Genomic DNA, 24,160 nt, shown 5'->3' on the forward strand with positions numbered 1-24,160 from the left:
GGTAGTTTTCTGTTCAAAAATACAATTTGATTTTATAATTGATACGGAAAATTTAAAGTTATTATAGCTTCATTCTTTACTTATAGATCTTATTTTTGATGGCATCATAATTCTTCAAAAATAGGCTCAAAATAAAAAATCAATGAGGTTTATCATTTAAAAAATGAGTGCATTCAGTAAAAAATAGTAGTCTTTTCAACATAGAATACTTGCTTCTATTCGTCGGACTCAATTTCTTTTATTACTTTGGACGCATTAAAAAAGTCAATAAAATCAATAGATTGGCAAGAATGTCGTACAAATGTCGTAAACAAACCGTTACCAAAAAGCGCAATTCATAAGTAGTTTTGTGAAAACAATAAACTAAAAATTAATTATGAACGAAATCGGACAAAAAATTAAAGACCTAAGAAAGAAAAAAGGATTATCTCAGGAAGAATTAGCAGAATCGGCAAAGGTTAACCTAAGAACCATTCAACGAATTGAAAACAACGACAGCGAACCTCGCGGAAAAACGCTAAGTTTAATTTGTAAAGTTCTCGATATACAGGTTGAAGATATTCTGGATTACGGAAAAGAAACCGATAAAGGCTATTTAACCATTTTTCATCTTTCTGTCATGGTGTTTTTAGCGATTCCTATAGGAAATATAATAGTTCCGCTAATCTTGTGGATGAATAAAAAAGATAAAATCATTGGGCTGAAAGAAATTGGAGCAAACCTTTTAAATTTTCAAATCTTATGGTCAATTGTTACATTCATGACCATTACTATTTTTGGCTTGTTTAAAATTTTGCATTATGGTTATTTTCCAGTTTTATTTTACATTTTTATCGCACTCTATGCATTAAATATTATACTTCCTATAACTTTTGCTATTAAAACGAATCAAGGACGAACAGAAAATTTATATCCTACAATCATTAAACTGGTCAAATAAAGACCAACCTGAATTAAATTCATTCTAAATTTAGCTTTTATCTGACATTGAATTACTATAAAAAATAGCACCAAAAAACACAGACAATTAAATTATTAATCGTAATATTGCAATATATAAATTTTTAGGGTTATGGGATTAACAAAAACTGAAATATTCACAGACGCACAAAATGAAATTGCACTTTTTGCAAAAGTCATTGGACATCCTGCACGTGTTGCTATTTTACAACAACTATTTAAATTAGACACCTGCTTTTGTGGAGATTTGGTAGACGAAATAGGACTCGCACAACCCACCATATCACAACACCTTAAAGAACTAAAACATTTAGGATTAATCAAAGGAACTGTTGAAGGCACTAGTGTTTACTACTGTATTAACAAAACCAACTGGCTAAAAATGAAAACCGTAATGCGTCAATTTTTAGATCAGGATTTACCAGATAATGTTGAATGTTGTTAAACCAATACTATGGCTAATAAAAAATTAAGTTTTCTCGACAGAAACCTAACACTATGGATCTTTGTTGCCATGGCATTAGGTGTGAGCATTGGATATTTTGTTCCTTCATTTCCAGACATTGTAAATTCGTTTAGTAGCGGCACGACCAACATTCCTATAGCTATAGGTTTGATTTTAATGATGTATCCGCCACTTGCAAAAGTAAATTATGCACTCTTACCAAAAGTATTTAAAGACACTAAAATATTGTCCATTTCACTACTTCTAAACTGGATTATCGGTCCCGTTTTAATGTTTGTTTTAGCCCTCATATTTTTACAAGACTATCCCGAATATATGGTAGGCCTCATTTTAATTGGTCTAGCGCGTTGTATCGCTATGGTTTTAGTTTGGAATGACTTGGCTGAAGGCAGTAGCGAATATGGTGCAGGTTTGGTCGCGCTTAACAGTATTTTTCAAGTATTTGCTTATAGTTTCTATGCTTGGATTTTTATAACGGTACTTCCGCCCTATTTCGGGTTTGAAAATGCCATTGTAGATATTTCAATAGGCACCATTGCCGAAAGTGTGGCCATCTACTTAGGTATTCCGTTTGTTATGGGCATCTTAAGCCGATTCATACTAGTAAAACTTAAAGGTGAAGAATGGTATACTAAAACATTCATTCCTGCCATTTCACCTATGACCTTAATTGCTTTATTATTTACCATTGTCATTATGTTTTCTTTAAAAGGTGAACTCATTATAGAAATCCCTATGGACGTACTCATAATTGCTGTCCCTTTACTGATATATTTTACGCTTATGTTTATCATTGGGTTTTTCTTTTCTAAAGCTATGGGTGCCCCTTATGATAAAACAACTGCTGTGGCATTTACTGCTGCTGGAAATAATTTTGAACTGGCAATCGCTGTGGCAATTGCGGTATTTGGTTTAAATTCTGGACAAGCATTTACAGGAGTTATTGGTCCTTTAGTAGAAGTTCCTGCATTAATTTTATTGGTTCGTGTCTCTTTTTGGTTACGAAAAAAATACTACAATAAAACGACGGTTAAAAACGAGACTGAGGCTTAATTATTTAATTTCAGGAAATCCACTGTTAATTTGGATACTAAATGCTAACAGTATATATTTAACTATGAAAAAAATCATATTACTGATCCTAGTAGCATGTTCATTAACAGCTTGTAACCAATTTGTTAAAAGCTCTGCTGAAAGCACAAAAGAACTACATTTTAAAAGAGATAATTTCGAATTCAATTATCTTGATTCTTGGGAAGTCACCGATAACGAAACCATCAATGAAGATGTATTTTACATGGCGTTGGAAAAAAACGGATTTGATGCCAGCGGATTGGTTACCATTACTTCCTTTGGCTATGAAATTGATTTAGACGAAATGATTCACATGAATATTGATGAATTTCAAAACAACAGTTTTATTAAAAACTTCAAATATGATAATATCGAGAATAATCAGTTTAATACGACAAGTTCTCGTGCTGCAAATTTCAGGTTTAGTACTTTAGGTCTTAGACACAATGGTATCATTCATGCCTTTTACAAAAACGGTCAGTCTTTTGTTATAATAAAGCAAGAAGCTTCCGAAGATTCTAAAAAAAATCAGAATGGATTTAATATCATTGAAACAAGTTTCTCTATAAAGTAAATATCCCATCGTCTTTAAATACATCTAAAGTTTAGCCATCCAAAACAATCTATTCACACAAGCTTTTTGTTAATATATTGATTATTCAAAAAAAATTTATAGCTTTGATGACTACTAAAAGATAAATAATGCAAAACTGCGTCGTAACATATATCAAAAGACAGACCTCTTTTTTGAAGAGTCGGACTTCCTATATGCTATGATAATATAATTATTTAACCAATCAATCATAAAAAGTCCGACGATATCGTCGGACTTTTTACATTTATACATCAACCAAAATGAAAAAGCTATTTAAAAACTACCTAGATACATTTGGAGGCCTCTCTAAAGAGGTGTGGTGGCTTGCACTAATTACACTAATCAACAGAGCAGGCACTATGGTGATTCCGTTTTTGTCTCTTTATCTCACTGAAAACTTAAAATTTGAAATCAGCGATGTTGCCTGGATCATGTCTGCATTTGGGTTAGGCTCTGTAGTAGGCACTTGGCTGGGAGGAAAATTAACCGATATGATTGGCTACTATAAAGTTATGGTTAGAAGCCTTTTGTCTACTGGTGTACTATTTATTGCTCTACAATTTCTAGATACTTTTGCGTCCATATGTATCGGCATATTTTTAGTTATGGCTGTAGCAGACACGTTTCGTCCAGCTATGTTTGTCGCCATGAGCGCTTACAGTAAACCTGAAAACAAAACACGTTCGGTGACACTTATCCGATTAGCAATTAATTTAGGGTTTTCAGCAGGACCAGCCGTTGGTGGCTTAATTATTACAACGATTGGTTATGGCGGACTATTCTGGGTCGATGGTATCACTTGTATTTTAGCTACCATTTTACTCATAAAAGTATTAAACCCAAAAGTCTCAAAACCTTTAGACGAATTTAAAGTTGACAACCCAAAATCGGCTTATAAAGACAAATCGTTCTGGATCTTTTTTGTGGTGATGCTGCTCTTCGGAATTATATTTTTACAGTATTTCTCGACGATGCCATTATACTATAAAGATGTACATGCGCTTACCGAGTTTGATATTGGGCTTCTTCTGGGCTTAAACGGTTTTGTCATCTTTTTATTAGAAATGCCTCTTATAAAATGGCTGGAAACTACGCGCTACACCAAAACAGGGCTCATGCTTTTTGGAGTCTTGCTCGTAGGTATTAGTTTTATAATTTTAACATTCACGTCTTGGATTGGCATTTTAGTTATTGGGATGCTATTTATGACCATTGGCGAAATGATTACATTCCCATTTTCAAACTCCTTTGCTATCGAACGTGCCAAACGTGGTCATCAAGGGGAATATATGGCGATGTATGTCATGGCATTTTCTGTAGCTCATATTTTTGGCCACAATGCCGGAATGCAACTCGTAAATTATTTAGGTTTTGATACCACATGGCAGATTATCACAATTTTAGCAGTAATCAGTATACTGCTTCTCGTGTATTTGAAATATTATATGAAACGACATAATGAAATACAATGAATTTAAATCAAATTACGATTCCGTCGTTGGATGTTGAAAAAGCAACGACTTTTTATAAAACCTTAGGATTAAAGCTTATTGTAGATGCTTTACCAAGATATGTAAGGTTCGAATGTCCCGACGGAACCACGACATTTTCTATTCACAAGGTTGATACATTACCTAAAGACGGTCACAGAATAACAGTTTATTTTGAAGATGAGCATCTTGATGATTTAGTAGAACAACTTCAGCAAAAAGGAATTATATTTACTTCAGAACCTGAAGATAAAGACTGGTTATGGCGAGAAGCACATTTAAAAGATTTAGATGGCAATCCCATTATTTTATATAAAGCAGGAAACAACAGAACAAATCCACCATGGCGGATTCAAGATTAATACAAATGAAATACATCCTTTTACTATGTAGTATGCTATGCTTTGTTAGCTGTAATATGTCTGAAGACAAAAAAGAACGTCAGAATAATGAGATACTGAAACAAGTTCAGCATGACGAAAAGCAGTTTCCAAAATTAGAAGCGAACCGTTATAATGTGGCTTTTTTAATTATGGATGGTGTTTATAATACCGAATTAACCGCGCCTTTTGATATTTTTCAACATACGATTTTTAGAGATAGTATTAAACCTATGAATGTATTTACAGTTGCAAATACAGATGCACCAATTGTCACATTTGAAGGCATGCGTATCCTACCCGATTTCAATTACACCAAAGATGATTTGCCAAAAATTGATATTCTGGTTGTTCCAAGTGCTGAGCATCATCTGGATACTGATTTAGACGACACCGTGATGCTAGACTTTGTAAAGCGTGTCGATAAAGAGGCACAATTTATAACCTCACATTGTGATGGTGCCTTTGTGTTGGCTCAAGCAGGTTTATTAGATAATTCGGTATCAACAACATTTCCCAGTGATATTGATACGATGCGTGAGCGCTTTCCTGATTTAGATATTAGAAAAGAGGTCTTATTTGTCCACGATGGAAAATATATTACGTCAGCGGGAGGCGCAAAATCCTTTGAAGCAGCACTTTATCTTTGTGAACATCTCTACGGAAAATCGATTGCTGAAAGCTTGGCTGTCGGATTAGTAATTGATTGGAAATTGGAGGAAGTACCGCATCTTATCATTAACTGATAGCATTTTACATACATAAGAAATACTCTGAAACAGCAACAAAAACACCTTACTTTTTCAAAGGTTTCACCTCATTGTGTTTGACGACATGAGATAACACAATTTGTGTTTTGGTCTCACCATATACAATCAATTGGTCAATAAAGGATTCAAGATGTTTTTGGTTTTTTAAAATCACTTCCATCACAAAATTTTCATTACCTGTAATTCGATAACAATTAACAACCTCATCATAAGTTGTCACCTTTTCTAAAAAAGGTTTCAACATGCCCATAAAAGCACGCAAGGTAATTAACGCTTTAAGCTGGTAACCGACTTCAAAAGGCGACACTAAGGCATTATAATTTTGAATAATTCCGGCATCTTCCATCTTTTTGATGCGTTCAGAAACCGCAGGCGAACTAATCCCAACCTGCCGACCAATTTCGGCGCTAGACTGTCTTGCATTTAACTGTAAACACTTCAAAATTTTCCAGTTTAGGGAATCAATATGCATTTAAAGTATTTTTTTGAAATAAATTAATAATTAAACCAAATATACACTTTTACTTTAAATATTAAAGCACAATGTCGTTAGTTGTCACTAAATTTGTTACACTTTGCTAAAGAAAAATGAATTATAATATCCCATCTCACTTATCTGAACTGCCTATATATCAAAAGGCTATGGATATTCTTGTCTTATCAAGAAGCATCTCTACCTATATCAATCAGGATTTATCGTATTTACGTCCTGATGGTAGTGAAGATACAGACATCTATTTTTCTGGAGATATTGTTCAACAATCAGAATCACTAGCTCCTGAAATAGAAAAAGCACAGGCTGAGCGTTTTTCAGAAAAAAAGCATAAGCATTTAGCTTCTATTGAACGCTTAACACATCGATTACATCTTAACTGTAACCGTTTACAGCATTGTAATAGTAACGGCAAAGATTACTTACCAATTTTACAAAGTGAATTGAGAAAATTTAAGCGATTACAACATCGCTGGATGATGACACTTTAATGGTCGTTACAAACTTTACAATCGGCTTTTTCTTTTAACTCACCAACTAAATATCCATCGTCATTGACTTTAAAATCACAACAATCAACGAAACCTTGAGCAATGAGTTTTCTTCCGCGTTGTATTTGAGATTTTACAGTAGGTAATGGTAAATGCAATTGCTTAGAAACTTGTGCTTGTTTAAGTCCTTTTATATCGCTTAAAAACAACGGATCACGATACTTTTTGGGTAAACTTTTAATGATGCCACGCAAACAGTCGACTTTAGTATGTTCTAACTTTTGGTCTTCAAAAATAAAGTCCTCATCTGACATTTCATATACAAGATCGCGCTGCCTGAAATAGTCTAAAACCGTATATCTAGCGATTGAGAACAACCAGGACTTCACCTTATCATCGTCTTTAAGTGTTTCTAGCTTCGTATGTACTTTAATAAAGGTTTCCTGAAGTAAATCATCGGCTACAGAAGCGTCTTTAACCTTACTAAAAATAAAGTATTTAATGGCTTCTGCATACTGTTTCCATATGTCTTTAGTTGTTGTCATACTTCAAAATAAGTAATGCCTATTTCAGTATAAAGTTACCAAAACAGACATTACGATTTAAATATTTACATATAACTTAACAGTTACAATTGCTACAAGTACAATTATCACATGTACAGTTTTTACAATTTCCATCTTTGCAACCTTCACAGTTACAAGTACAATCTATAGGATTCATAATTTTTCATTTTTAAGGTTCATACTATAGACGTGAAAGTTTTAAAAAAGATGCATTTTTGAGAAACTTTTTTATGACCATTGAATTTAAGTTATGATTTTCACTAAAGAATGTACGTTTGCTTCACCACATTGGCTGCAATAATTATAAAAATTTGTACAAGATTCATATTTGGTGTAAATTTACATCAAAAGAATTATTATGGCTAGACAAAGTATATCATTTACAGAACCCAATGATGAATGGTTGAAAAATCAAGTTGACAATAAAGAATATTCAAGTAAGAGTGAATTAGTCAATGATTTAATTAGACAAGCAAGAAATCAACAAGTTCAAATTGATTGGATTAGAACGAAGCTGGAAAGAGCTGAAAATAGCGGATTTACTTCTGACAGTAAAGCGCAAATTCTAAAACAATCGAAGGACTTGCTCAATGGCTGAATTTAGAATAAGCAATACAGCTAAAGAAGATTTAATAAGAATTCATCATTATGGCGTTAATAAGTTTGGGATTACTCAAGCTGACAAATATTATAACTCCTTTTTTGATTATTTTAAAATTATTGCTCAAAGGCCATTTTCTTTTGAATCGGTCGATTATATAAAAAAGGGATATAGAAGATGTGTTTGTGGGTCCGACAGTATTTTTTTCAAAATAAATGGAGAAATTATTGAAATAATGACAATAATAGGAAGACAAGATCTAGATCATATTCTTTAAAATAATAAAACTGTTGCATGCGCTTCGCTTTGCCGTTAATACTGCTATGAGATCCCGAATCTAGTTCGGGATAAGCGATAATCTCAATTTTGCATGCGCTTCGCTTTGCTTTTAATACTGCTGAGAGATCCCGAATCCAGTTCGGGATAAGCGATAATCTCAATTTTGCATGCGCTTCGCTTTGCTTTTAATACTGCTAAAAGATCCCGAATCTAGTTCGGGATAAGCGATAATCTCAATTTTGCATGCGCTTCGCTTTGCAAAATTGGATTCCTGCTTACATGTTTCGTCTATACTGACCTCCGACTTCAAACAAGGCTGATGTAATTTCACCTAAAGAACATACTTTACAGACATCCATTAAAGCTTCAAAAATATTTTCATTTGAAATGGCTTTATGCTGAAGGTCTTTCAACAAGGTTTTAGTATCGTTAGCTTTATGAAGGTTTTCTAAAGTGTTAATCTGAAATTGCTTTTCTTCTTCAGTCGCTCGAATGACTTCCGCAGGAATAACCGTTGGAGACCCTTTAGAACTCAAGAATGTATTGACTCCAATAATAGGAAATTGTCCGTTGTGTTTTAAAGTTTCATAGTACAAGCTTTCCTCCTGAATTTTACTACGTTGATACATGGTTTCCATAGCGCCTAAAACACCTCCACGTTCTGTAATTCGATCAAATTCCAGCAACACTGCTTCTTCTACCAAGTCGGTTAATTCTTCAATAATAAACGAGCCTTGAATTGGGTTTTCATTTTTCGCTAATCCTAATTCCTTATTAATTATCAGCTGAATGGCCATGGCACGACGTACCGATTCTTCCGTAGGCGTCGTAATCGCTTCATCATATGCATTGGTATGTAAGGAATTACAATTATCGTAAATTGCATATAAAGCCTGAAGCGTTGTACGAATATCATTAAAGTCGATTTCCTGAGCATGTAAACTACGTCCAGACGTTTGAATGTGATATTTCAACATTTGCGCTCTGGCATTAGCACCATACTTATGCTTCATGGCTTTAGACCAAATTTTTCGTGCAACACGACCAATCACAGCATATTCTGGATCGATACCATTGGAGAAAAAGAATGATAGGTTTGGACCAAATTTATTGATGTCCATGCCTCGCGACAGATAATATTCAACATAGGTAAATCCGTTAGCCAAAGTAAACGCCAATTGCGAAATTGGATTCGCACCAGCTTCGGCAATATGGTATCCTGAAATGGACACCGAATAGAAATTACGTACGTTATTTTCGATAAAATATTCCTGAACATCACCCATTAAACGCAGCGCAAATTCCGTAGAAAAAATACAGGTATTTTGTGCCTGATCTTCTTTTAAAATATCGGCTTGAACGGTTCCTCTCACCTGAGCAATGGTTTTGGTTTTGATATCATTATAAACATCTGCTGGTAATACTTGATCTCCAGTCACACCAAGCAACATCAAACCTAGACCATCATTTCCTTCAGGTAATTCGCCATTGTATGTTGGACGTTCTTTACCTTTATAGTGTTTAGCTATTTTTGCTTCAACCTCTTTTTCTAATCCGTTTTCTTTGATATAAATTTCGCATTGCTGATCGATGGCTGCATTCATAAAAAAGCCTAATAACATTGGAGCCGGACCATTAATCGTCATACTCACTGAGGTCATTACATCGGCTAAATTAAAACCAGAATACAATTTTTTTGCATCGTCTAAACAGCAGATTGAAACACCAGCATTACCAATTTTTCCGTAGATATCTGGTCTGTGATCAGGATCATTTCCGTAGAGCGTCACACTGTCAAAAGCCGTTGATAAACGCTTTGCAGGCAGTCCCATACTCACATAATGAAAACGACGGTTGGTACGCTCTGGACCACCTTCACCAGCAAACATACGCGCTGGATCTTCACCTGTGCGTTTAAACGGATACAATCCTGAAGTATACGGAAATTCGCCTGGCACATTTTCTTGTAAAGTCCATCGTAAAATGTCTCCCCAAGCCTGATATTTTGGTAATGCGACCTTCGGAATTTGCGTGTGTGATAAGGATTCGGTATGCGTTTCTATTTTTATTTCCTTGTCTCTAACTTTAAAGGAATAAATCGGATTTTTGTACTTATTAACTTTGTCGTCCCAACCCGTAATCACTTCCCAGTTATAAGGATCAAGGTTCAATTTTACGCGATCAAATTCGGCAATAAGAAGTCTTGCAAAGTCTGTGTTATCATCCTGAACTTGTTTCAGGATCTCATTATTAATTCCAGCTTTATCTAGTTCTGGTGTAGTTTCAGCCACAGATTCTATGGTTTTATAAATGCCGTAGAGTCTTTGTGCTACTTCCACTTGATCATTGACTGTTTTATCGTAAGCGCGATTGTTTTCAGCTATTTCAGATAAATAACGGGTTCTCGCTGGAGGAATTACAAACACCTTTTCACTCATTTCATCCGAAATTTGAAAGGTCGATTGTAAATCGGTATCTGTTTTTTCTACAAGCTTATCCATAATCGCTTTGTAGAGTGTATTCATTCCTGGGTCATTAAATTGAGAGGCGATTGTTCCAAAAACAGGCAATTGATCTTGAGGAATATCCCAAAGATTATTGTTGCGCATGTATTGTTTCTTCACGTCACGTAAGGCATCTAACGAACCACGTTTATCAAATTTATTGATGGCAACTAAATCGGCAAAATCAAGCATATCGATTTTTTCGAGTTGTGTGGCAGCACCAAATTCTGGTGTCATCACATATAAAGACACATCGCTATGTTCTATAATTTCGGTATCACTTTGACCAATACCCGAAGTTTCTAAAATAATTAAATCGTATTCGGCAGCTTTAAGCACTTCTACTGCTTCGTTAACGTATTTAGACAAGGCCAAATTAGATTGACGTGTTGCCAAACTACGCATATAAACCCGAGGTGAATTAATGGCATTCATTCTAATTCTGTCACCTAAAAGTGCGCCACCTGTTTTTCGTTTTGAAGGATCTACAGAAACGATGCCTATGGTTTTTTCAGGGAAATCTATTAAAAAGCGTCTCACCAGTTCGTCAACCAAACTCGATTTTCCTGCGCCACCAGTTCCTGTAATTCCGAGAACCGGTGTTTTTGAATTTTTATTTTTAACGTGAATTTTATCTAAGGTTGCTTTGGCGACTTCTGGAAAGTTTTCAGCAGAAGAAATCACACGTGCTATGGCTTTCGGGTTTTTCTTCGGAAGGGTATCGAGTTCTCCGTTTAAAGCGTCTCCAATAGCAAAATCTGATTGTTGAACCAAATCATTAATCATGCCTTGAAGTCCCATTTCTCGTCCGTCATCCGGAGAGTAGATTCGGTCAATACCATAGTCCATGAGCTCTTTAATTTCCGAAGGTAAAATAACACCACCACCGCCACCGAAGATTTTGATATGACCAGCGCCTTTCTCCTTTAAAAGATCGTGCATGTATTTAAAATACTCATTATGACCACCTTGATAGGACGTCATACAAATAGCATTGACATCCTCTTGAATAGCTGTATTAACAACTTCTTCAACACTTCTATCGTGGCCTAAATGAATCACCTCAACACCTGTGGCTTGAATAATTCGACGCATGATATTAATCGATGCATCATGCCCATCAAATAGTGATGCTGCAGTTACGATTCTAACTTTATGTTTTGGCTTATAAGGTGCGACTTGCTTCATTCGTAATATTATGAGGTTTTAAAGACACAAATTTACGGAATATTCAAAAAATACAAGAGTTTATAATCAATTATCTAAAAGTTAAATTTTCAAAACGGAAGGAATGATTTTACAGTAACTTAGTTGACTTAAATTGGAGTATTGAAATGAAAAAAATCACCTTACAAATTCATTGTAAAGATCAATCTGGAATCATTGCATCGGTCACCAAATTTATAGCAGATCACAGTGGAAACATTGTTTATATTGACCAGCATGTTGATAGGGAACAAAATATCTTTTTTATGCGTATTGAGAGTGAATTTGATTCGCTATCTATTACTAATTTCACTTCAAATTTTAAACGTGAATTGGCAGATAGATTTCAAATGAAATGGCGTATTTATGATGCTGAAGAACAACCAAAAATGGCTATTTTCGTTTCAAAATATGACCATTGTCTTTATGATATCCTTGGTCGCTATAGCTCAGGAGAATTACATTGCAAAATACCTTTTATTATCAGTAATCATATGGACTTAAAACCTATTGCTGATAGTTTTAATATTCCGTTTTATCATATTCCTGTATCAAAAACTACTAAAGTTCAAGCTGAAGCAGCGCAATTAAAACTCTTAGAACAATATGAAGTAGACTTTATTGTTTTGGCCAGATATATGCAGATTATTTCACCAACTTTAATAGAGCGTTATCAAAATAAAATTATAAACATACACCATTCTTTTTTACCTGCATTTGTAGGTGCAAAACCCTATCATTCTGCCTTAAAAAGGGGTGTTAAGATTATTGGAGCCACAAGTCATTACATCACTGAAGAATTAGATGCTGGTCCGATTATAGAACAAGATGTTGCAAGGGTATCTCATACTTATTCTATAAAGGATTTAATTACAAAAGGACGAGACCTTGAAAAAATTGTACTTGCTACAGCTATAAAGCATCACATTAACCGTAAAGTGATGGTCTACAATAATAAGACTGTTATTTTTTATTAATAAATCAGAAAAACACAATATTTAAAAGCTTTTACAAAAAAATTAAAACAATTTTTGTAAGATTTTTTATATTAAAAAATTATGCTTTATTTTTATTTTATGTTAATTTTTTATTAAATTTACATCCCTATCTTCACTATTTTGCACATATAATAAAATTTTAAGAAAAAACCTGCTTTACGTCTAAAAAGCAAAAAGTGACGTAACACAAATTTAGGTGTCTAACTATTTGCCACACAAAACGTGTGGATTTAAAACAATTATCTATAACCATTAACTAATTTTAATTATGAAACAAAAATTATTTTTATTCCTATGCTTGATTGCCAGTGTAGGTTATGTACAAGCGCAAGGGCTTCCTACAAATCCTGAACCAGGAAAATGTTATGTAAAGTGTATTACGAAAGATACTTTTAAAGAGGTTACAGAAACTTTGCAAGTTTACCCAGCGTATACAACTTTAGAAGTAGTACCTGCCACTTACAAAACTGTAGAAGAAACTGTTTTAGTTAAAGAAGCAACTGAAAAGTACGTGTATACGCCTGCAACTTATGAAACTGTAGAAGTATCGTATATTAGCAAAGAAGGGCGTTCAGACTTAAACATTATACCAGCATCATTTGGTAGAGACTCAAGAACATTCGAAACGTATCCTGCAACTTCTGGGTGGGAATACAAGATTCTTGAAGATTGTCCTTCAGTTAATAAAGACGACTGTGTTGCTGCTTGTTTTGTTGAATATCCAGCAACTATGAGAGATGTTCCATTTACAACTTTAGCTACAGATGCTAGTACGTCTAGCGTCCCTGTTCCTGAAAGAAGTGCAACTTACAAGAAAAGAGTAATCAAAACACCTGCACGTATGGAAAAAATTGATATCCCTGCAGAATATAAAACGATTACACGTCAGGTAGTAGATGTTCCTGCATCTACAAGAAGCACAACCATTCCTGCACGTCAAGAAACCGTTACAAGAACCATTCTTGATAAAAAAGGTGGCATTACGACTTGGGAAGAAGTTGAGTGTGAATTATTAAACCCAACCGTTATTCCAATTTTTTATGAAACTGCCAGTGCACGTTTAACTCCTGCATCTAAAAGAACTATTGATGAAACTTTATTGCCTATCTTAAATGATAAGCCTGTAAATATCGAAATCATGGCTCATACAGATTCTAGAGGTAACGACGATTACAATATGTCTTTATCACAACAACGTGCTAACTCAGTAGTTAACTACTTAGTATCTAAAGGAATTTCTAGAAGCCGTTTATCTGCTAAAGGTTATGGTGAGACAAGATTAACAAATCGTTGTTCTAATGGTTCAGATTGTTCAGAAGAACAACACAGAAGAAACAGACGTACCGAATTTAGAATTTTAAACAACTAGACTTAAATTTCTAAATAGATAATCATAAAAAAGGCACCTTATTTAAGGTGTCTTTTTTCTTATGGTATAGGTCTTATAATTGCCTTGCTCTTTTCGCGCTACGATGCCATAGGTATCTTCTAAATCGGTTTGCATTAAATTGTAAAACCGATGATGAATTTGCCAATCGTGGACCTCTTGATCTGCTGTTCCTCCACTTGTCACAATAGGGATATTTAAAACCGATGCTAATTGATACATGACATCTTCAAAAGTTACATTATCAGCTTGTATTTGCGTATCATCAACTAAATAGTTGGCTGTATTTTTTCCCCAATCTATTTGATGAGTATCCCAATACGTCATATTAGAAAGGTCTAGCATTAATACCTCGCCTTGTATTTCGGAATGAAAAAGGTCTAATTTTAATTCTTCCAAAATCATAAATAGGCTACTACTCCCCTTTTTGATATAAACCTCATAGGTCTTATTGAGTTCTGGAGCGATTTGAATCTGACTTTTCAATATTCTTTTTTCTTTGGCAATAATGCTTTTTAAATCGCCTTTATATACTAAATAATCCCCTCTAGAAACACTCTCTAAGGTTTCAAAAGTCTCATGCTTGAGCTCTTTGATTTCAAATGTTTTGGATGGTATATAATCGGCTTTGAAAACTTCTTCTTTTACTTTCTGAATCTTTAATACTTTACTCACATCTTTCTGCTTGGTATTTTGCTTCAGAAAGCGCTCGAGATGAGCTTGTTTAAAATCGGTTGGGCTTCCTTTCCATAAAACTGTTCCGTTAGCATTGAGCAAGAGCCCATAAGGTAAGGTTCTTGTATTATTAGCCCTAAAGGTCTCTCCTTTATAATCAATAGCTACGGCCAAATCTGTAGGATTCTTTTTTAGAAAGCGTTTGACCACTTCCGGGTTTTCTTCAGAAAGTGACACCACATAAAAACGATCGGGATATTGTTTCTGCAGTACACCTAAATATTCTGAAGCATAAACACATGGTCCACACCAGGTGGCCCAAAAATCAATAAAAAAAAGTGACGCTTCTGTGTTAGTTGCGGTTTTTGAAGTTTGAATCGTTTCAGAAAAACGTATTTGACCACTACTAAAAAACGGAAAGCTTATACAACATAAGACTATGAAAAACTTACTTAAATTCATCTGTTTGTTTTTATAACGCTCCCTTATATTAACAACTATTGTGCTAAAATAGTATTTTAAACCAATAATTTGAATTTTCTCACTTACAATTCAAAGCAATCACACGCTTTACTAGTGCTAAAAGGCTGTTATTAAATCCTAAAACCTACCTTCTCTATTTTACAATATTGACAATTTATATTAGAAAAAATAATAGAATTCAGACTAAAAATTGAAACCGTTTCCTAAGTAAAATATCTATATTTGTCTCAATTATAAAACCCATAATCATGATTCGTAAATTTTTAGCTTTTATTATCATTTTTAACCTTACTGCTTGTGCCGAATTACAAGATGTTGTCAATAGTATTCCACAAGGAAGTGGTGGCGTTTTAAGTAATGCAGACATTGCTTCTGGATTACGCCAGGCTTTGGATTTAGGTATCGACAAACAAGTGAGTAAACTAACTCAAAAAGATGGTTTTTTTGGAAATGAACTCGTAAAAATATTGCTTCCGGAAGAGTTACAAAAAGTGGACAAAGCATTACGCGATATTGGTTTAGATAATTTAGCAGATGAAGGTTTAAAAGTTTTAAACAGAGCTGCCGAAGATGCCGTAGGCGAAGCAACTCCTATATTTGTAAATGCAGTAAAAGACATCACATTTAATGATGCAAAAAATATATTATTAGGTAATGACGATGCAGCAACGCAATATTTAACTAGTAAGACACAAACTGCTTTGTATGAAAAATTTCATCCTGTCATCAATAATTCCTTTGCAAAAGTTGGAGCCGATCAAATTTGGGCTAACCTCATCAACAAATACAATGCGATTCCTTTTACTAATAATGTGAATCCTGATTTAACCGATTACGTGACTGGTGAAGCACTTAAAGGTGTGTATACGATGATTGCTGTTGAAGAAAAAGAAATTAGAACAAAGGTATCTTCCAGAACTACAGATTTACTTCAGAAAGTATTTGCGATGCAAGATTAACGCTTGGTTTTTCGTTTATACAATCCATCAAATGCCACGGAAACGTTTTCGCCTTCGGTAATTGTTTCCCATAGTTGACGCACTGTACCATCGGCGTTGTTTGTCCACGTAATACGATGATAAAAGGACTTTCCTTCCGAATTAACTTCATCATCGGTTCGCATGATCATTTGATTGGCTTTCTTATGCCCTTTAAGTTTGAGATAAGCCCCTTGGTTATCAATCCAAAGCTGTTCCCATTGTTTGGTTTTTTGATTATAGAAATTCTGACTTGTTCCTGAATAGTTTCCTTTAGCGCTTGTCCATTGTTCAATGAGCACACAATTATCCTGAGCTTTTTGTATGGAATTTTCACCTGCTTTACTACCATCAGAATTGGTAACCACCCAGTCTCCTATCCAAAAATCAAACGCTTGATGATTTTCGGTACAACAATTACAATTATTGGTTTGAGCCATACTATAATTGCAAACTAACACTAAAATAAAAAGAACAGTTTTCATGATATTTGAATTTTGGATAATGACTCTTGAATATAAAATTTAATTATTAATATAACGCTAATCTTAAGTTAACATTAATAATTAGATGCTGCCCTATCTTTGCACCAGTTAGTTGAATTACACATACCTTCATTCATTTTGAATTAGAAAAGTTAGTTGAAAAAATCGGTCTTACTCAAGGATCGATTTTTTTTATGAATATTTTTTAAATTTATGATGTTGAATTCCAATATTTTACATAAATTTATTAGCTAATCAACTTGTGATGAAAAACACAAAAAAAATCTTAGACAAGCAGTCCATGCTACTTGCTCGCTACAAAACTCTTGTAGAGCAAGCTTATAACTTTCGGCAAACAGATTCTGCTTTAAGTGATATATCAGAATTTAATGCTATTAAGTTGTTGCATAAAATCAACAAACAGAAATACTTAATAAGAGATTTCAAGTTACTTCAGCAAAATTAATTTTACAATTATTTAACGTCTACTCATCGTCTAAGGCTTATTCTTCATCGTATATATATTATTAAACCTATGATATATGAAGACTCATTTTTGTAAAGTTGGCAAAACAAGCCCCAACATCAACACCACTACTAATTTAAAAGATTTAGAAGATCGTTACACACGCTCTATTGAAGAGGCTTATAATATTGAACAAACAGATATGGGTTTGAGTGATATTTTACTATATGAAGCTCAAAAACTAAAACAACGTATATTAAACTTAAAGCGACTTAACTCAAAAGGTTTTGATGCAGCGTTTTAAAATACCCAAAAGCATCTTTTAACCGCGAGCCATACCAAGAGAAGTATTCGCCATCAACCAAAATTACGTTAGCTTTAGGAAACCTTTGTTTCAAACCTTCTACATGCGAAGCATTAAAAGGAAACGGCTCACTAGACAACAATAACAAGTCTACATTGACAAGCGTTTCCATATCGATTTCAGGATAGCGCTCAAAATTTTTAAAGTGGTTTTCAAAATTATTCAACTGCAATAAGGCATCAATAAACGTGTGTTTTGCAGCAACCATCCAAGGATTTTTCCAAATAAAATAGGCGACATTTAATTTAGGTTGTCCTTTCAAATAGTTACTAAAATCTTGTTGTGCTCTTGCTATATTCTGAATGAGTTCTTCTGAATTTTTCTCTACAGAAAACAAATCTCCATATATTTGAATAAGTTCAAAAGCATCGTCCAAATTAAAAATATCACTAATATGAACAGGTGCAATTGTTTCCAATTCTGAAATCATTTCCTTGGTGTTTTCTTCTTTATTACAAAGAATGATATCTGGATTTAGGGCTATTATTTTATCGTAATGCACTTGCTTTGTTCCTCCAACAACCGTTTTCTTATCTCTCAAATGAGCTGGATGTACGCAAAATTTAGTTATACCAACAATAAAAGACTCTAAACCTAAATCGACCAAAAGTTCGGTTTGAGACGGCACTAATGAAACGATTCGCTTAGGCGTTTCTTTAAATTTTAAAGTTCTATTGAGCTGGTCTTTATAGTTCATGATGAGTTACTGAAACAAGTTCAGCATGACAATTTATTCAGATAAAATCGCTTCCATCTGCGATTGTAAATCTCTTGCTTTTTCAGCAGCAGCTTCAGCAAAATAGTCGTCTTCAGAAGCGTAAATAATGCCTCTTGAAGAATTAATCAATAAGCCAACTGCATTGGTCATACCATATTTACAGACCTCTTGGAGATTTCCGCCTTGAGCGCCAACACCAGGAACCAGTAAAAAACTATCTGGAATTATTTGTCTTATATCTGCAAGATATTCAGCTTTGGTTGCACCAACCACATACATTAAGTTTTCAGAATTGTGCCAGGACTTTGAAGTTTCTAAAACCTGTTTGTACAATTCGTGTTTGTTCACCATTTGCGTTTGAAAATCAAAAGCACCAGCATTAGATGTTAATGCCAGTAGGATGGTATGTTTGTTTTCAAATGCCAGAAAAGGCTCAACAGAATCTTTTCCCATATAAGGCGCCACCGTAACACTATCGAAAGCTAAATCTTCAAAAAAGGCTTTGGCATACATCGAACTTGTATTTCCTATATCGCCACGTTTAGCATCGGCAATGGTAAAAATTTCCGGATGCTTCACATTGAGGTACATGATGGTTTTTTCAAGAGCTTTCCAACCTTTAAGGCCGTAAGCTTCATAAAATGCCGTGTTAGGTTTGTACGCTACACATAAATGATGTGTCGCATCGATAATTGCTTTATTAAAAGCAAAAATGGGATCTTCTTCTTTTAATAAATGCTTCGGAATTTTATTTAAATCGACATCCAATCCAATACATAGAAAGGATTTCTTTTTTTTGATTTGCTCGGTAAGTTGTTGTGTTGTCATTAAGTTGTTAGTAGATTCTGCCTCAAGAACAGAATGATCCATTGTGTTTTACTCATTAAAAAAGCCTCCAAACAGAGGCTTTAAATTTATATATGTTCGTCACTAGCTTTTAACATCTCTGTGTTTTCGGCCAGCATTAATTCGTCAATAATTTTTTGAATATCGCCATTTATGATATTCTGTAAATCATATAGTGTTAGTCCGATTCGATGATCGGTCACACGACCTTGCGGATAATTATAAGTTCTAATCTTTGCACTACGATCACCAGAACTCACCATACTTTTACGTTTTTCGGAATCGGCCGCCTGTTTTTTGGCTAATTCCATTTCATATAAACGAGAGCGCAATACCTTTAAAGCTTTTTCTAAGTTTTTGTGTGATGATTTTTGATCCTGGCAACTTACGATCATACCTGTAGGTTCGTGATGCAGTTTTATGGCAGAATACGTGGTATTTACCGATTGACCTCCAGGACCTGTAGACGTTGTTCGTTCGATTCGCACTTCGGTCATATCCAGTTCGACGTCAAATTCTTCTGCTTCAGGAAGCACCATTACAGTAGCAGCACTGGTATGCACACGTCCTTGTGTTTCGGTTTGAGGGACACGTTGTACACGGTGAACACCTGCTTCAAACTTCATGGTTCCGTAGACATCTTCACCACTTACTTCAAAAATAATTTCTTTAAAGCCTCCAGCAGTTCCTTCATTTAAATCAACCACACTAACATTCCAGCCTTTACCCTCACAGTATTTGGTGTACATGCGGTATAAATCACCTGCAAAAATACTCGCTTCATCACCTCCGGTTCCAGCTCTAACTTCTACGACGACATTCTTAGCATCATCAGGATCTTTCGGAATGAGTAAAAAGCGAATTTCTTCTTCTAATTTCGGAATCCCCTCTTTGGCTTCATCAAGTTGCAGTTTTGCCATTTCAACCATTTCGGCATCACTTCCGTCGGCAATAATTTCTTCAGCTTCTTTTAAGTTATCGGTAAGCTCAATATACAACTCACGTTTATCCATTAACAAACGTAAATCTTTGTACTCTTTATTAAGTTGAACATAACGTTTTTGATCTGTGATAATATCTGGTTGGATAATTAAATCGCTTACTTCGTCAAAACGCTGTTTTACTATTTCTAATTTCTCTAACATCTATCTTCTAAAATTGTGATTCAAAAATACGATAAATTATGGATTTAAATCCTTTGAAAATTGCTTTATGGATTAAAAAATAAACTCCTATTCTTTGACGTTATATCTTCATGCGAAAGCAAGTGAGATCTATACTAAACTACTACAAGTCTATGGCATTATGGTCGTTTATTGTCACTTTGGCGATTACGATTATTAATCCAGAACTTATTTTGGCCTTATCAACAAAGCTCTTTTTAATATTTGTTTTGTGGTTTATGATAAGCGACCGAAAGGTAAGACAGCGTTTACGGTTTTACAGAATTAGCGGTGTTTCAAATATTAAATTCTTCGCTGTCATCTTTCTGTTTGACAGCTTATTAACCAGCGCTTTCTTATTATTAATAAAAGGATTTATTTAGAAATCTATCACCACACCTACTCCCAGTAGTTGTTTCCATTGTACACGTGCACCAGACTCAGCAAATTCGCCTTCAACTTCTGTAGGCTCTAAAATTTTAATATCATCATCATACCTCACATGCGAGCCTAAGGTCGCTTTGACATATTCATTAACTGTAAAATTAAATACGATTTCCCAATCGATATCTGTATTTCCTAAGTTATTCAGATAATCGGTATAAAGACTCAATTGGTTTTTCATACTTATATTTTCATAAATATCGACTTCCAGTGCGTTAGTTAATAAAATACCCATTTCTGTTCTAACGCGTTCGCCTTGTTCAATTAGTACGCCGTTTTCATCAAAAACAGCAGGTTCGACACCAAAAGATCCTGAATTAGATAAGTCTTCATCTAAAACAAAAGTTGCTTTAACTGTTAATGGCGAAAAATATAAAGAAAACTTTTCAAGGTTTTTACCATACTCGGCGCCACCTCCAAAAAACAAATAACCTGGCGCCATGAATTTTGAAATCTCATTGGTTCTATCTGGATAATTAAACCCGTCTGTGAGTTGAGTTTTAAAATTAAATCGTCCAGAAAAATACCAATTCGTCAGCGTATCTTGTCTAAAACCAAGTGTAGAAATCAATTCCAATTGGTCTTCTGTTTTTCTTATTTTTTGACCCTCTTGTTTATTAATGCCATAACGTAAAAGTGCTGAATTTTTCCATTTAAAATAGCTATCCTCATATTTTAATGCTGTTACCACATTTAATAAAGCTGAAATAGAATTACTTCCTCCAGCATTCCAGTTTACAAAAGTAACCTCGCTGATATCTATCCCCATTTTATTGGTTTGAAACCAGGTATAGTCTGATTCTTCGGTTTGAACCGCATCTGTCTGGGCATAAGTTAACTGAAAGCAAACTAGGGCAATTGTAAAAAAAGCTAATCTCATAGTTATAAAAAATCTAATATTCAAAAACACCATATTCACTAGTAATAGTGAGTTTTTTCTCTTCGGAAGGTTCAACGCGTCCTATGATTTGCGCATTGACATTGAAGGATTTTGATATCTCAATAATTGAGTCTGCAATTTCTGGTGACACGTAGAGCTCCATCCTATGTCCGCAATTAAACACCTGATACATTTCTTTCCAATCGGTTTTTGATTGTTCTTGGATAAGTTTGAATAACGGAGGAATTTCAAACATATTATCTTTTATGATATGTAAATTATCTATAAAATGAAGGATTTTAGTTTGAGCACCACCAGAACAATGTACCATTCCATGTAATTTTTCCGAAGAAAACTTAGAGAGAATTGCTTTTATAATTGGCGCATAGGTTCGCGTTGGTGATAGCACTAGTTTACCAGCATCGATTGGTGCATTTTCAACCGCATCGGTTAGTTTCGTTTGTCCGGAATAAACCAAATCTTCTGGAACAGACGCATCAAAACTTTCAGGATATTTTTCAGCTAAATACTTATGAAATACATCATGACGTGCTGATGTTAACCCATTACTTCCCATACCACCATTATAGGCTGTTTCATAGGTAGCTTGACCAAAACTTTCAAGACCAACAATCACATCGCCTGCTTTGATATTAGCATTATCGATTATGTCACTACGCTTCATACGTGCAGTTACGGTAGAATCGACAATTATGGTTCTAACCAAATCCCCAACATCGGCCGTTTCCCCACCAGTAGAATGAATCGTAACTCCAAAGACCTTTAAATCTTTGATGAGCGCTTCGGTGCCGTTAATAATTGCTGAAATGACTGCTCCCGGAATTAAATTTTTATTACGCCCGATTGTAGAAGACAGCATGATATTATCGGTTGCACCAACACAAAGTAAATCATCAATATTCATGATAAGTGCATCTTGTGCAATGCCCTTCCATACGGAGAGATCACCAGTTTCTTTCCAGTACATATAAGCCAATGAACTTTTGGTTCCAGCACCATCGGCATGCATGATCAAGCAATAATCATCATCATTGGTCAAATAATCTGGAACAATTTTACAGAATGCTTTAGGAAACAATCCTTTATCGATGTGTTTAATTGCATTGTGGACATCTTCCTTAGAGGCCGAAACGCCTCTTTGTGCATATCGTTTGCTTATATCTTGGCTCATGAGAATGTTTTGAGCCACAAAAGTAAGAATTGTTAATTACAATTTAGGTCTATTTTTATCATCAGTTATTGAATTTGATTCAATTTCTGTGGAATAGTCTTCTAATATTTTAGCTTTCTTTTTAGCACCTCCAAAATAGAAGTTAGCGCCAAAGGCAATTCTGAAATAGGTGTCATCTGATGCGCCACCTTCTAAACCATCTAAAGTATCACTTGACACATAATTATAATCGGTATAGAGTTTTAAAGCAAATTGATTGGACACCACACATTCTAGTCCCGCTCCGCCTTGAATTTTTGAAGCGGTTTCTTTAAAATGATTTGACGCATTAAAACCTGCTCCTGCAAATATAAACGGAGAAAATTGTGCGTGAGGTAATACTAAAAATTCCACATTTAAATCAAACGACATAAAGCCTTCGTTATACACATCTATATACGCTAAATTAAATTTATGATATCCGAAGTCTAGTACCAGATGTGGTGACAAATGTCTTTTATACCCAATATGACTGTAAATCTCAAATTTTGGATCGACGAGATCGCCATTGATTACCGACGTTCCTAAGGCTATATCGAATGCGTTAGTCCCTCTTAATTCATAAAATGCAATGTTAGGCTCTTCGGGTATTGCTATGGTTTCTTGTGCAAATGAGTGCCTGCCAATTAAAACAAAAAAGATTGTTATTAAAGAGAAACGAATTTGTTGTGCTATCATCAAAACTTGTTTTGGTTAAACTTAACCAATAACAAAGTTATTAAGGTTCAAAAGATTGGGGTTTAATACGACTTGATAAGTATTAAAGGGGTGCCAATATAAAAAATTAATTATCAACGAGTTATATTTTTAAATAAAAATACATATTGGATATAAAAAAAAGACAAACGAATTTTTAAAATTCATTTGTCTTTTTACTTGGCAATGGTCAACAATGCCAACTAATTTTTGTAAGCATCAAAACCATTTACGATTCTGCTTGAAATCTCGCTTCAGTTTTAACAACGTTGTCCTGAGTAAGGTCATCTTTTACGTCGTTAGAGTCGTCCTGAGAAAACAACAAGGTAGCAAACATTAGTGCTGCCACACTTAGTAGTAACTTTTTCATTATTACAAAAAATTGATTAATAGCACTACAAACTTAACCAATTACAAGCGTGTACATTAAGCTTTAACTATATTTTCGATTAGTTGATATAATTATGCGTTG

At 34.4% G+C, this 24,160-nt stretch carries 27 protein-coding genes; 15 read left to right on the top strand and 12 right to left on the bottom strand.

Features of this window, described 5'->3' with window-relative positions; genetic code table 11:
- Positions 1–376 precede the first annotated feature (376 nt).
- The 7 genes from N4270_RS13425 to N4270_RS13455 all read left to right on the top strand — a co-directional run bounded on the left by N4270_RS13425 (position 377) and on the right by N4270_RS13455 (position 5,711).
- Positions 377–940, top strand: a complete 564-nt coding sequence (locus N4270_RS13425; protein ID WP_260097849.1) for a helix-turn-helix domain-containing protein — start codon at positions 377–379, stop codon at positions 938–940.
- Between the two features lie 132 nt (positions 941–1,072).
- On the top strand, positions 1,073–1,405 hold the full coding sequence (locus tag N4270_RS13430) for a helix-turn-helix transcriptional regulator (protein WP_260097850.1): 333 nt from the start codon (positions 1,073–1,075) through the stop codon (positions 1,403–1,405).
- Between the two features lie 9 nt (positions 1,406–1,414).
- A complete protein-coding gene (gene arsB / locus N4270_RS13435; RefSeq protein ID WP_260097851.1) occupies positions 1,415–2,479 on the top strand; it encodes an ACR3 family arsenite efflux transporter in 1,065 nt (354 codons plus the stop codon).
- Positions 2,480–2,543: 64 nt separating this feature from the next.
- A complete protein-coding gene (locus N4270_RS13440) occupies positions 2,544–3,074 on the top strand; it encodes a hypothetical protein (RefSeq protein WP_260097852.1) in 531 nt (176 codons plus the stop codon).
- 281 nt (positions 3,075–3,355) lie between these two features.
- Positions 3,356–4,567: an MFS transporter gene (locus N4270_RS13445; protein ID WP_260097853.1), complete on the top strand. Its 1,212-nt coding sequence runs from the start codon at positions 3,356–3,358 to the stop codon at positions 4,565–4,567.
- Complete coding sequence (locus tag N4270_RS13450; RefSeq protein ID WP_260097854.1) at positions 4,564–4,947, top strand: VOC family protein; 384 nt, start codon at positions 4,564–4,566, stop codon at positions 4,945–4,947. The genes N4270_RS13445 and N4270_RS13450 overlap by 4 nt, the downstream gene beginning before the upstream one ends.
- 5 nt (positions 4,948–4,952) lie before the next feature.
- Entirely contained in the window at positions 4,953–5,711 is a 759-nt protein-coding gene (locus tag N4270_RS13455; protein ID WP_260097855.1) for a DJ-1/PfpI family protein, read from the top strand.
- 49 nt (positions 5,712–5,760) lie between these two features.
- Here the strand turns inward: N4270_RS13455 and N4270_RS13460 are convergent, their stop codons facing one another.
- Entirely contained in the window at positions 5,761–6,207 is a 447-nt protein-coding gene (locus tag N4270_RS13460) for an Lrp/AsnC family transcriptional regulator (protein WP_204345579.1), read from the bottom strand.
- A 116-nt stretch (positions 6,208–6,323) separates the two neighbouring features.
- Here N4270_RS13460 and N4270_RS13465 point away from each other — a divergent pair, with 116 nt between their 5' ends.
- Complete coding sequence (locus tag N4270_RS13465; RefSeq protein ID WP_204345578.1) at positions 6,324–6,719, top strand: hypothetical protein; 396 nt, start codon at positions 6,324–6,326, stop codon at positions 6,717–6,719.
- Here N4270_RS13465 and N4270_RS13470 read toward each other — a convergent pair.
- Positions 6,716–7,264, bottom strand: coding sequence for a sigma-70 family RNA polymerase sigma factor (locus tag N4270_RS13470; protein WP_260097858.1), 549 nt, complete (start codon positions 7,262–7,264; stop codon positions 6,716–6,718). The genes N4270_RS13465 and N4270_RS13470 overlap by 4 nt on opposite strands.
- Positions 7,265–7,643: 379 nt before the next feature.
- Between N4270_RS13470 and N4270_RS13475 the strand changes: the two genes are divergently transcribed.
- Complete coding sequence (locus N4270_RS13475; protein WP_260097860.1) at positions 7,644–7,883, top strand: type II toxin-antitoxin system ParD family antitoxin; 240 nt, start codon at positions 7,644–7,646, stop codon at positions 7,881–7,883.
- Complete coding sequence (locus N4270_RS13480) at positions 7,876–8,163, top strand: type II toxin-antitoxin system RelE/ParE family toxin (RefSeq protein WP_260097863.1); 288 nt, start codon at positions 7,876–7,878, stop codon at positions 8,161–8,163. The genes N4270_RS13475 and N4270_RS13480 overlap by 8 nt, the downstream gene beginning before the upstream one ends.
- 277 nt (positions 8,164–8,440) lie before the next feature.
- On the opposite strand, the gene N4270_RS13485 is transcribed toward N4270_RS13480, so the two are convergent.
- The gene (locus N4270_RS13485; protein ID WP_260097864.1) at positions 8,441–11,857 is read right to left on the bottom strand and encodes a methylmalonyl-CoA mutase family protein; all 3,417 of its coding nucleotides are present in this window, start codon (positions 11,855–11,857) and stop codon (positions 8,441–8,443) included.
- Positions 11,858–12,003: 146 nt separating this feature from the next.
- On the opposite strand from N4270_RS13485, the gene purU reads away from it, so the two are divergent.
- Both purU and N4270_RS13495 read left to right on the top strand, forming a co-directional pair.
- Positions 12,004–12,852, top strand: coding sequence for a formyltetrahydrofolate deformylase (gene purU, locus N4270_RS13490; protein WP_260097865.1), 849 nt, complete (start codon positions 12,004–12,006; stop codon positions 12,850–12,852).
- Between the two features lie 289 nt (positions 12,853–13,141).
- Positions 13,142–14,242 (top strand): OmpA family protein, encoded by a 1,101-nt coding sequence (locus N4270_RS13495; protein ID WP_260097866.1) that lies wholly within the window; start codon positions 13,142–13,144, stop codon positions 14,240–14,242.
- Between the two features lie 42 nt (positions 14,243–14,284).
- On the opposite strand, the gene N4270_RS13500 is transcribed toward N4270_RS13495, so the two are convergent.
- Positions 14,285–15,397 carry a TlpA disulfide reductase family protein gene (locus tag N4270_RS13500; protein WP_260097867.1) on the bottom strand — a complete coding sequence of 371 codons (1,113 nt, stop codon included), beginning with the start codon at positions 15,395–15,397 and terminating at the stop codon, positions 14,285–14,287.
- A 269-nt stretch (positions 15,398–15,666) separates the two neighbouring features.
- Here N4270_RS13500 and N4270_RS13505 point away from each other — a divergent pair, with 269 nt between their 5' ends.
- Complete coding sequence (locus tag N4270_RS13505; protein ID WP_260097868.1) at positions 15,667–16,377, top strand: DUF4197 domain-containing protein; 711 nt, start codon at positions 15,667–15,669, stop codon at positions 16,375–16,377.
- On the opposite strand, the gene N4270_RS13510 is transcribed toward N4270_RS13505, so the two are convergent.
- Positions 16,374–16,880, bottom strand: a complete 507-nt coding sequence (locus N4270_RS13510; protein WP_260097869.1) for a hypothetical protein — start codon at positions 16,878–16,880, stop codon at positions 16,374–16,376. The genes N4270_RS13505 and N4270_RS13510 overlap by 4 nt on opposite strands.
- Positions 16,881–17,145: 265 nt before the next feature.
- On the opposite strand from N4270_RS13510, the gene N4270_RS13515 reads away from it, so the two are divergent.
- Together N4270_RS13515 and N4270_RS13520 are read left to right on the top strand one after the other, a co-directional pair.
- Positions 17,146–17,346 (top strand): Lacal_2735 family protein, encoded by a 201-nt coding sequence (locus N4270_RS13515; RefSeq protein ID WP_260097870.1) that lies wholly within the window; start codon positions 17,146–17,148, stop codon positions 17,344–17,346.
- A 76-nt stretch (positions 17,347–17,422) separates the two neighbouring features.
- Entirely contained in the window at positions 17,423–17,650 is a 228-nt protein-coding gene (locus N4270_RS13520) for a Lacal_2735 family protein (RefSeq protein ID WP_260097871.1), read from the top strand.
- Here N4270_RS13520 and N4270_RS13525 read toward each other — a convergent pair.
- The 7 genes from N4270_RS13525 to N4270_RS13555 all read right to left on the bottom strand — a co-directional run bounded on the left by N4270_RS13525 (position 17,619) and on the right by N4270_RS13555 (position 24,058).
- The gene (locus N4270_RS13525) at positions 17,619–18,407 is read right to left on the bottom strand and encodes an ABC transporter substrate-binding protein (RefSeq protein WP_260097872.1); all 789 of its coding nucleotides are present in this window, start codon (positions 18,405–18,407) and stop codon (positions 17,619–17,621) included. The genes N4270_RS13520 and N4270_RS13525 overlap by 32 nt on opposite strands.
- A 33-nt stretch (positions 18,408–18,440) precedes the next feature.
- Positions 18,441–19,256 carry an orotidine-5'-phosphate decarboxylase gene (gene pyrF / locus N4270_RS13530; RefSeq protein WP_260097916.1) on the bottom strand — a complete coding sequence of 272 codons (816 nt, stop codon included), beginning with the start codon at positions 19,254–19,256 and terminating at the stop codon, positions 18,441–18,443.
- Positions 19,257–19,342: 86 nt separating this feature from the next.
- A complete protein-coding gene (prfA, locus tag N4270_RS13535; protein ID WP_260097873.1) occupies positions 19,343–20,419 on the bottom strand; it encodes a peptide chain release factor 1 in 1,077 nt (358 codons plus the stop codon).
- 397 nt (positions 20,420–20,816) lie between these two features.
- Positions 20,817–21,761, bottom strand: coding sequence for a DUF3078 domain-containing protein (locus tag N4270_RS13540; RefSeq protein ID WP_260097874.1), 945 nt, complete (start codon positions 21,759–21,761; stop codon positions 20,817–20,819).
- A gap of 13 nt (positions 21,762–21,774) precedes the next feature.
- Entirely contained in the window at positions 21,775–22,953 is a 1,179-nt protein-coding gene (locus N4270_RS13545; protein ID WP_260097875.1) for an AIR synthase related protein, read from the bottom strand.
- A gap of 36 nt (positions 22,954–22,989) precedes the next feature.
- On the bottom strand, positions 22,990–23,670 hold the full coding sequence (locus N4270_RS13550; protein WP_260097876.1) for a Curli production assembly/transport component CsgG: 681 nt from the start codon (positions 23,668–23,670) through the stop codon (positions 22,990–22,992).
- A 247-nt stretch (positions 23,671–23,917) separates the two neighbouring features.
- The gene (locus tag N4270_RS13555; RefSeq protein ID WP_260097877.1) at positions 23,918–24,058 is read right to left on the bottom strand and encodes a hypothetical protein; all 141 of its coding nucleotides are present in this window, start codon (positions 24,056–24,058) and stop codon (positions 23,918–23,920) included.
- Positions 24,059–24,160: the final 102 nt, after the last annotated feature.

This window comes from Psychroserpens sp. SPM9 (assembly GCF_025153525.1).
In the GTDB taxonomy this organism is placed as follows: Bacteria; Bacteroidota; Bacteroidia; order Flavobacteriales; family Flavobacteriaceae; genus Psychroserpens.

Bases quoted from the DNA above. Each gene is read 5' to 3' on its own strand.
- purU (WP_260097865.1), top strand. From the start codon at position 12,004: ATGAAAAAAATCACCTTACAAATTCATTGTAAAGATCAATCTGGAATC.
- N4270_RS13505 (WP_260097868.1), top strand. From the start codon at position 15,667: ATGATTCGTAAATTTTTAGCTTTTATTATCATTTTTAACCTTACTGCT.
- N4270_RS13450 (WP_260097854.1), top strand. From the start codon at position 4,564: ATGAATTTAAATCAAATTACGATTCCGTCGTTGGATGTTGAAAAAGCA.
- N4270_RS13430 (WP_260097850.1), top strand. From the start codon at position 1,073: ATGGGATTAACAAAAACTGAAATATTCACAGACGCACAAAATGAAATT.
- prfA (WP_260097873.1), bottom strand. From the start codon at position 20,419: ATGTTAGAGAAATTAGAAATAGTAAAACAGCGTTTTGACGAAGTAAGC.
- N4270_RS13520 (WP_260097871.1), top strand. From the start codon at position 17,423: ATGAAGACTCATTTTTGTAAAGTTGGCAAAACAAGCCCCAACATCAAC.
- N4270_RS13485 (WP_260097864.1), bottom strand. From the start codon at position 11,857: ATGAAGCAAGTCGCACCTTATAAGCCAAAACATAAAGTTAGAATCGTA.
- pyrF (WP_260097916.1), bottom strand. From the start codon at position 19,256: ATGACAACACAACAACTTACCGAGCAAATCAAAAAAAAGAAATCCTTT.
- N4270_RS13470 (WP_260097858.1), bottom strand. From the start codon at position 7,264: ATGACAACAACTAAAGACATATGGAAACAGTATGCAGAAGCCATTAAA.
- N4270_RS13510 (WP_260097869.1), bottom strand. From the start codon at position 16,880: ATGAAAACTGTTCTTTTTATTTTAGTGTTAGTTTGCAATTATAGTATG.
- N4270_RS13525 (WP_260097872.1), bottom strand. From the start codon at position 18,407: ATGAACTATAAAGACCAGCTCAATAGAACTTTAAAATTTAAAGAAACG.
- N4270_RS13425 (WP_260097849.1), top strand. From the start codon at position 377: ATGAACGAAATCGGACAAAAAATTAAAGACCTAAGAAAGAAAAAAGGA.
- N4270_RS13460 (WP_204345579.1), bottom strand. From the start codon at position 6,207: ATGCATATTGATTCCCTAAACTGGAAAATTTTGAAGTGTTTACAGTTA.
- N4270_RS13440 (WP_260097852.1), top strand. From the start codon at position 2,544: ATGAAAAAAATCATATTACTGATCCTAGTAGCATGTTCATTAACAGCT.
- N4270_RS13455 (WP_260097855.1), top strand. From the start codon at position 4,953: ATGAAATACATCCTTTTACTATGTAGTATGCTATGCTTTGTTAGCTGT.
- N4270_RS13475 (WP_260097860.1), top strand. From the start codon at position 7,644: ATGGCTAGACAAAGTATATCATTTACAGAACCCAATGATGAATGGTTG.
- N4270_RS13550 (WP_260097876.1), bottom strand. From the start codon at position 23,670: ATGATAGCACAACAAATTCGTTTCTCTTTAATAACAATCTTTTTTGTT.
- N4270_RS13495 (WP_260097866.1), top strand. From the start codon at position 13,142: ATGAAACAAAAATTATTTTTATTCCTATGCTTGATTGCCAGTGTAGGT.
- arsB (WP_260097851.1), top strand. From the start codon at position 1,415: ATGGCTAATAAAAAATTAAGTTTTCTCGACAGAAACCTAACACTATGG.
- N4270_RS13500 (WP_260097867.1), bottom strand. From the start codon at position 15,397: ATGAATTTAAGTAAGTTTTTCATAGTCTTATGTTGTATAAGCTTTCCG.
- N4270_RS13445 (WP_260097853.1), top strand. From the start codon at position 3,356: ATGAAAAAGCTATTTAAAAACTACCTAGATACATTTGGAGGCCTCTCT.
- N4270_RS13545 (WP_260097875.1), bottom strand. From the start codon at position 22,953: ATGAGCCAAGATATAAGCAAACGATATGCACAAAGAGGCGTTTCGGCC.
- N4270_RS13540 (WP_260097874.1), bottom strand. From the start codon at position 21,761: ATGAGATTAGCTTTTTTTACAATTGCCCTAGTTTGCTTTCAGTTAACT.
- N4270_RS13480 (WP_260097863.1), top strand. From the start codon at position 7,876: ATGGCTGAATTTAGAATAAGCAATACAGCTAAAGAAGATTTAATAAGA.
- N4270_RS13515 (WP_260097870.1), top strand. From the start codon at position 17,146: ATGAAAAACACAAAAAAAATCTTAGACAAGCAGTCCATGCTACTTGCT.
- N4270_RS13555 (WP_260097877.1), bottom strand. From the start codon at position 24,058: ATGAAAAAGTTACTACTAAGTGTGGCAGCACTAATGTTTGCTACCTTG.
- N4270_RS13465 (WP_204345578.1), top strand. From the start codon at position 6,324: ATGAATTATAATATCCCATCTCACTTATCTGAACTGCCTATATATCAA.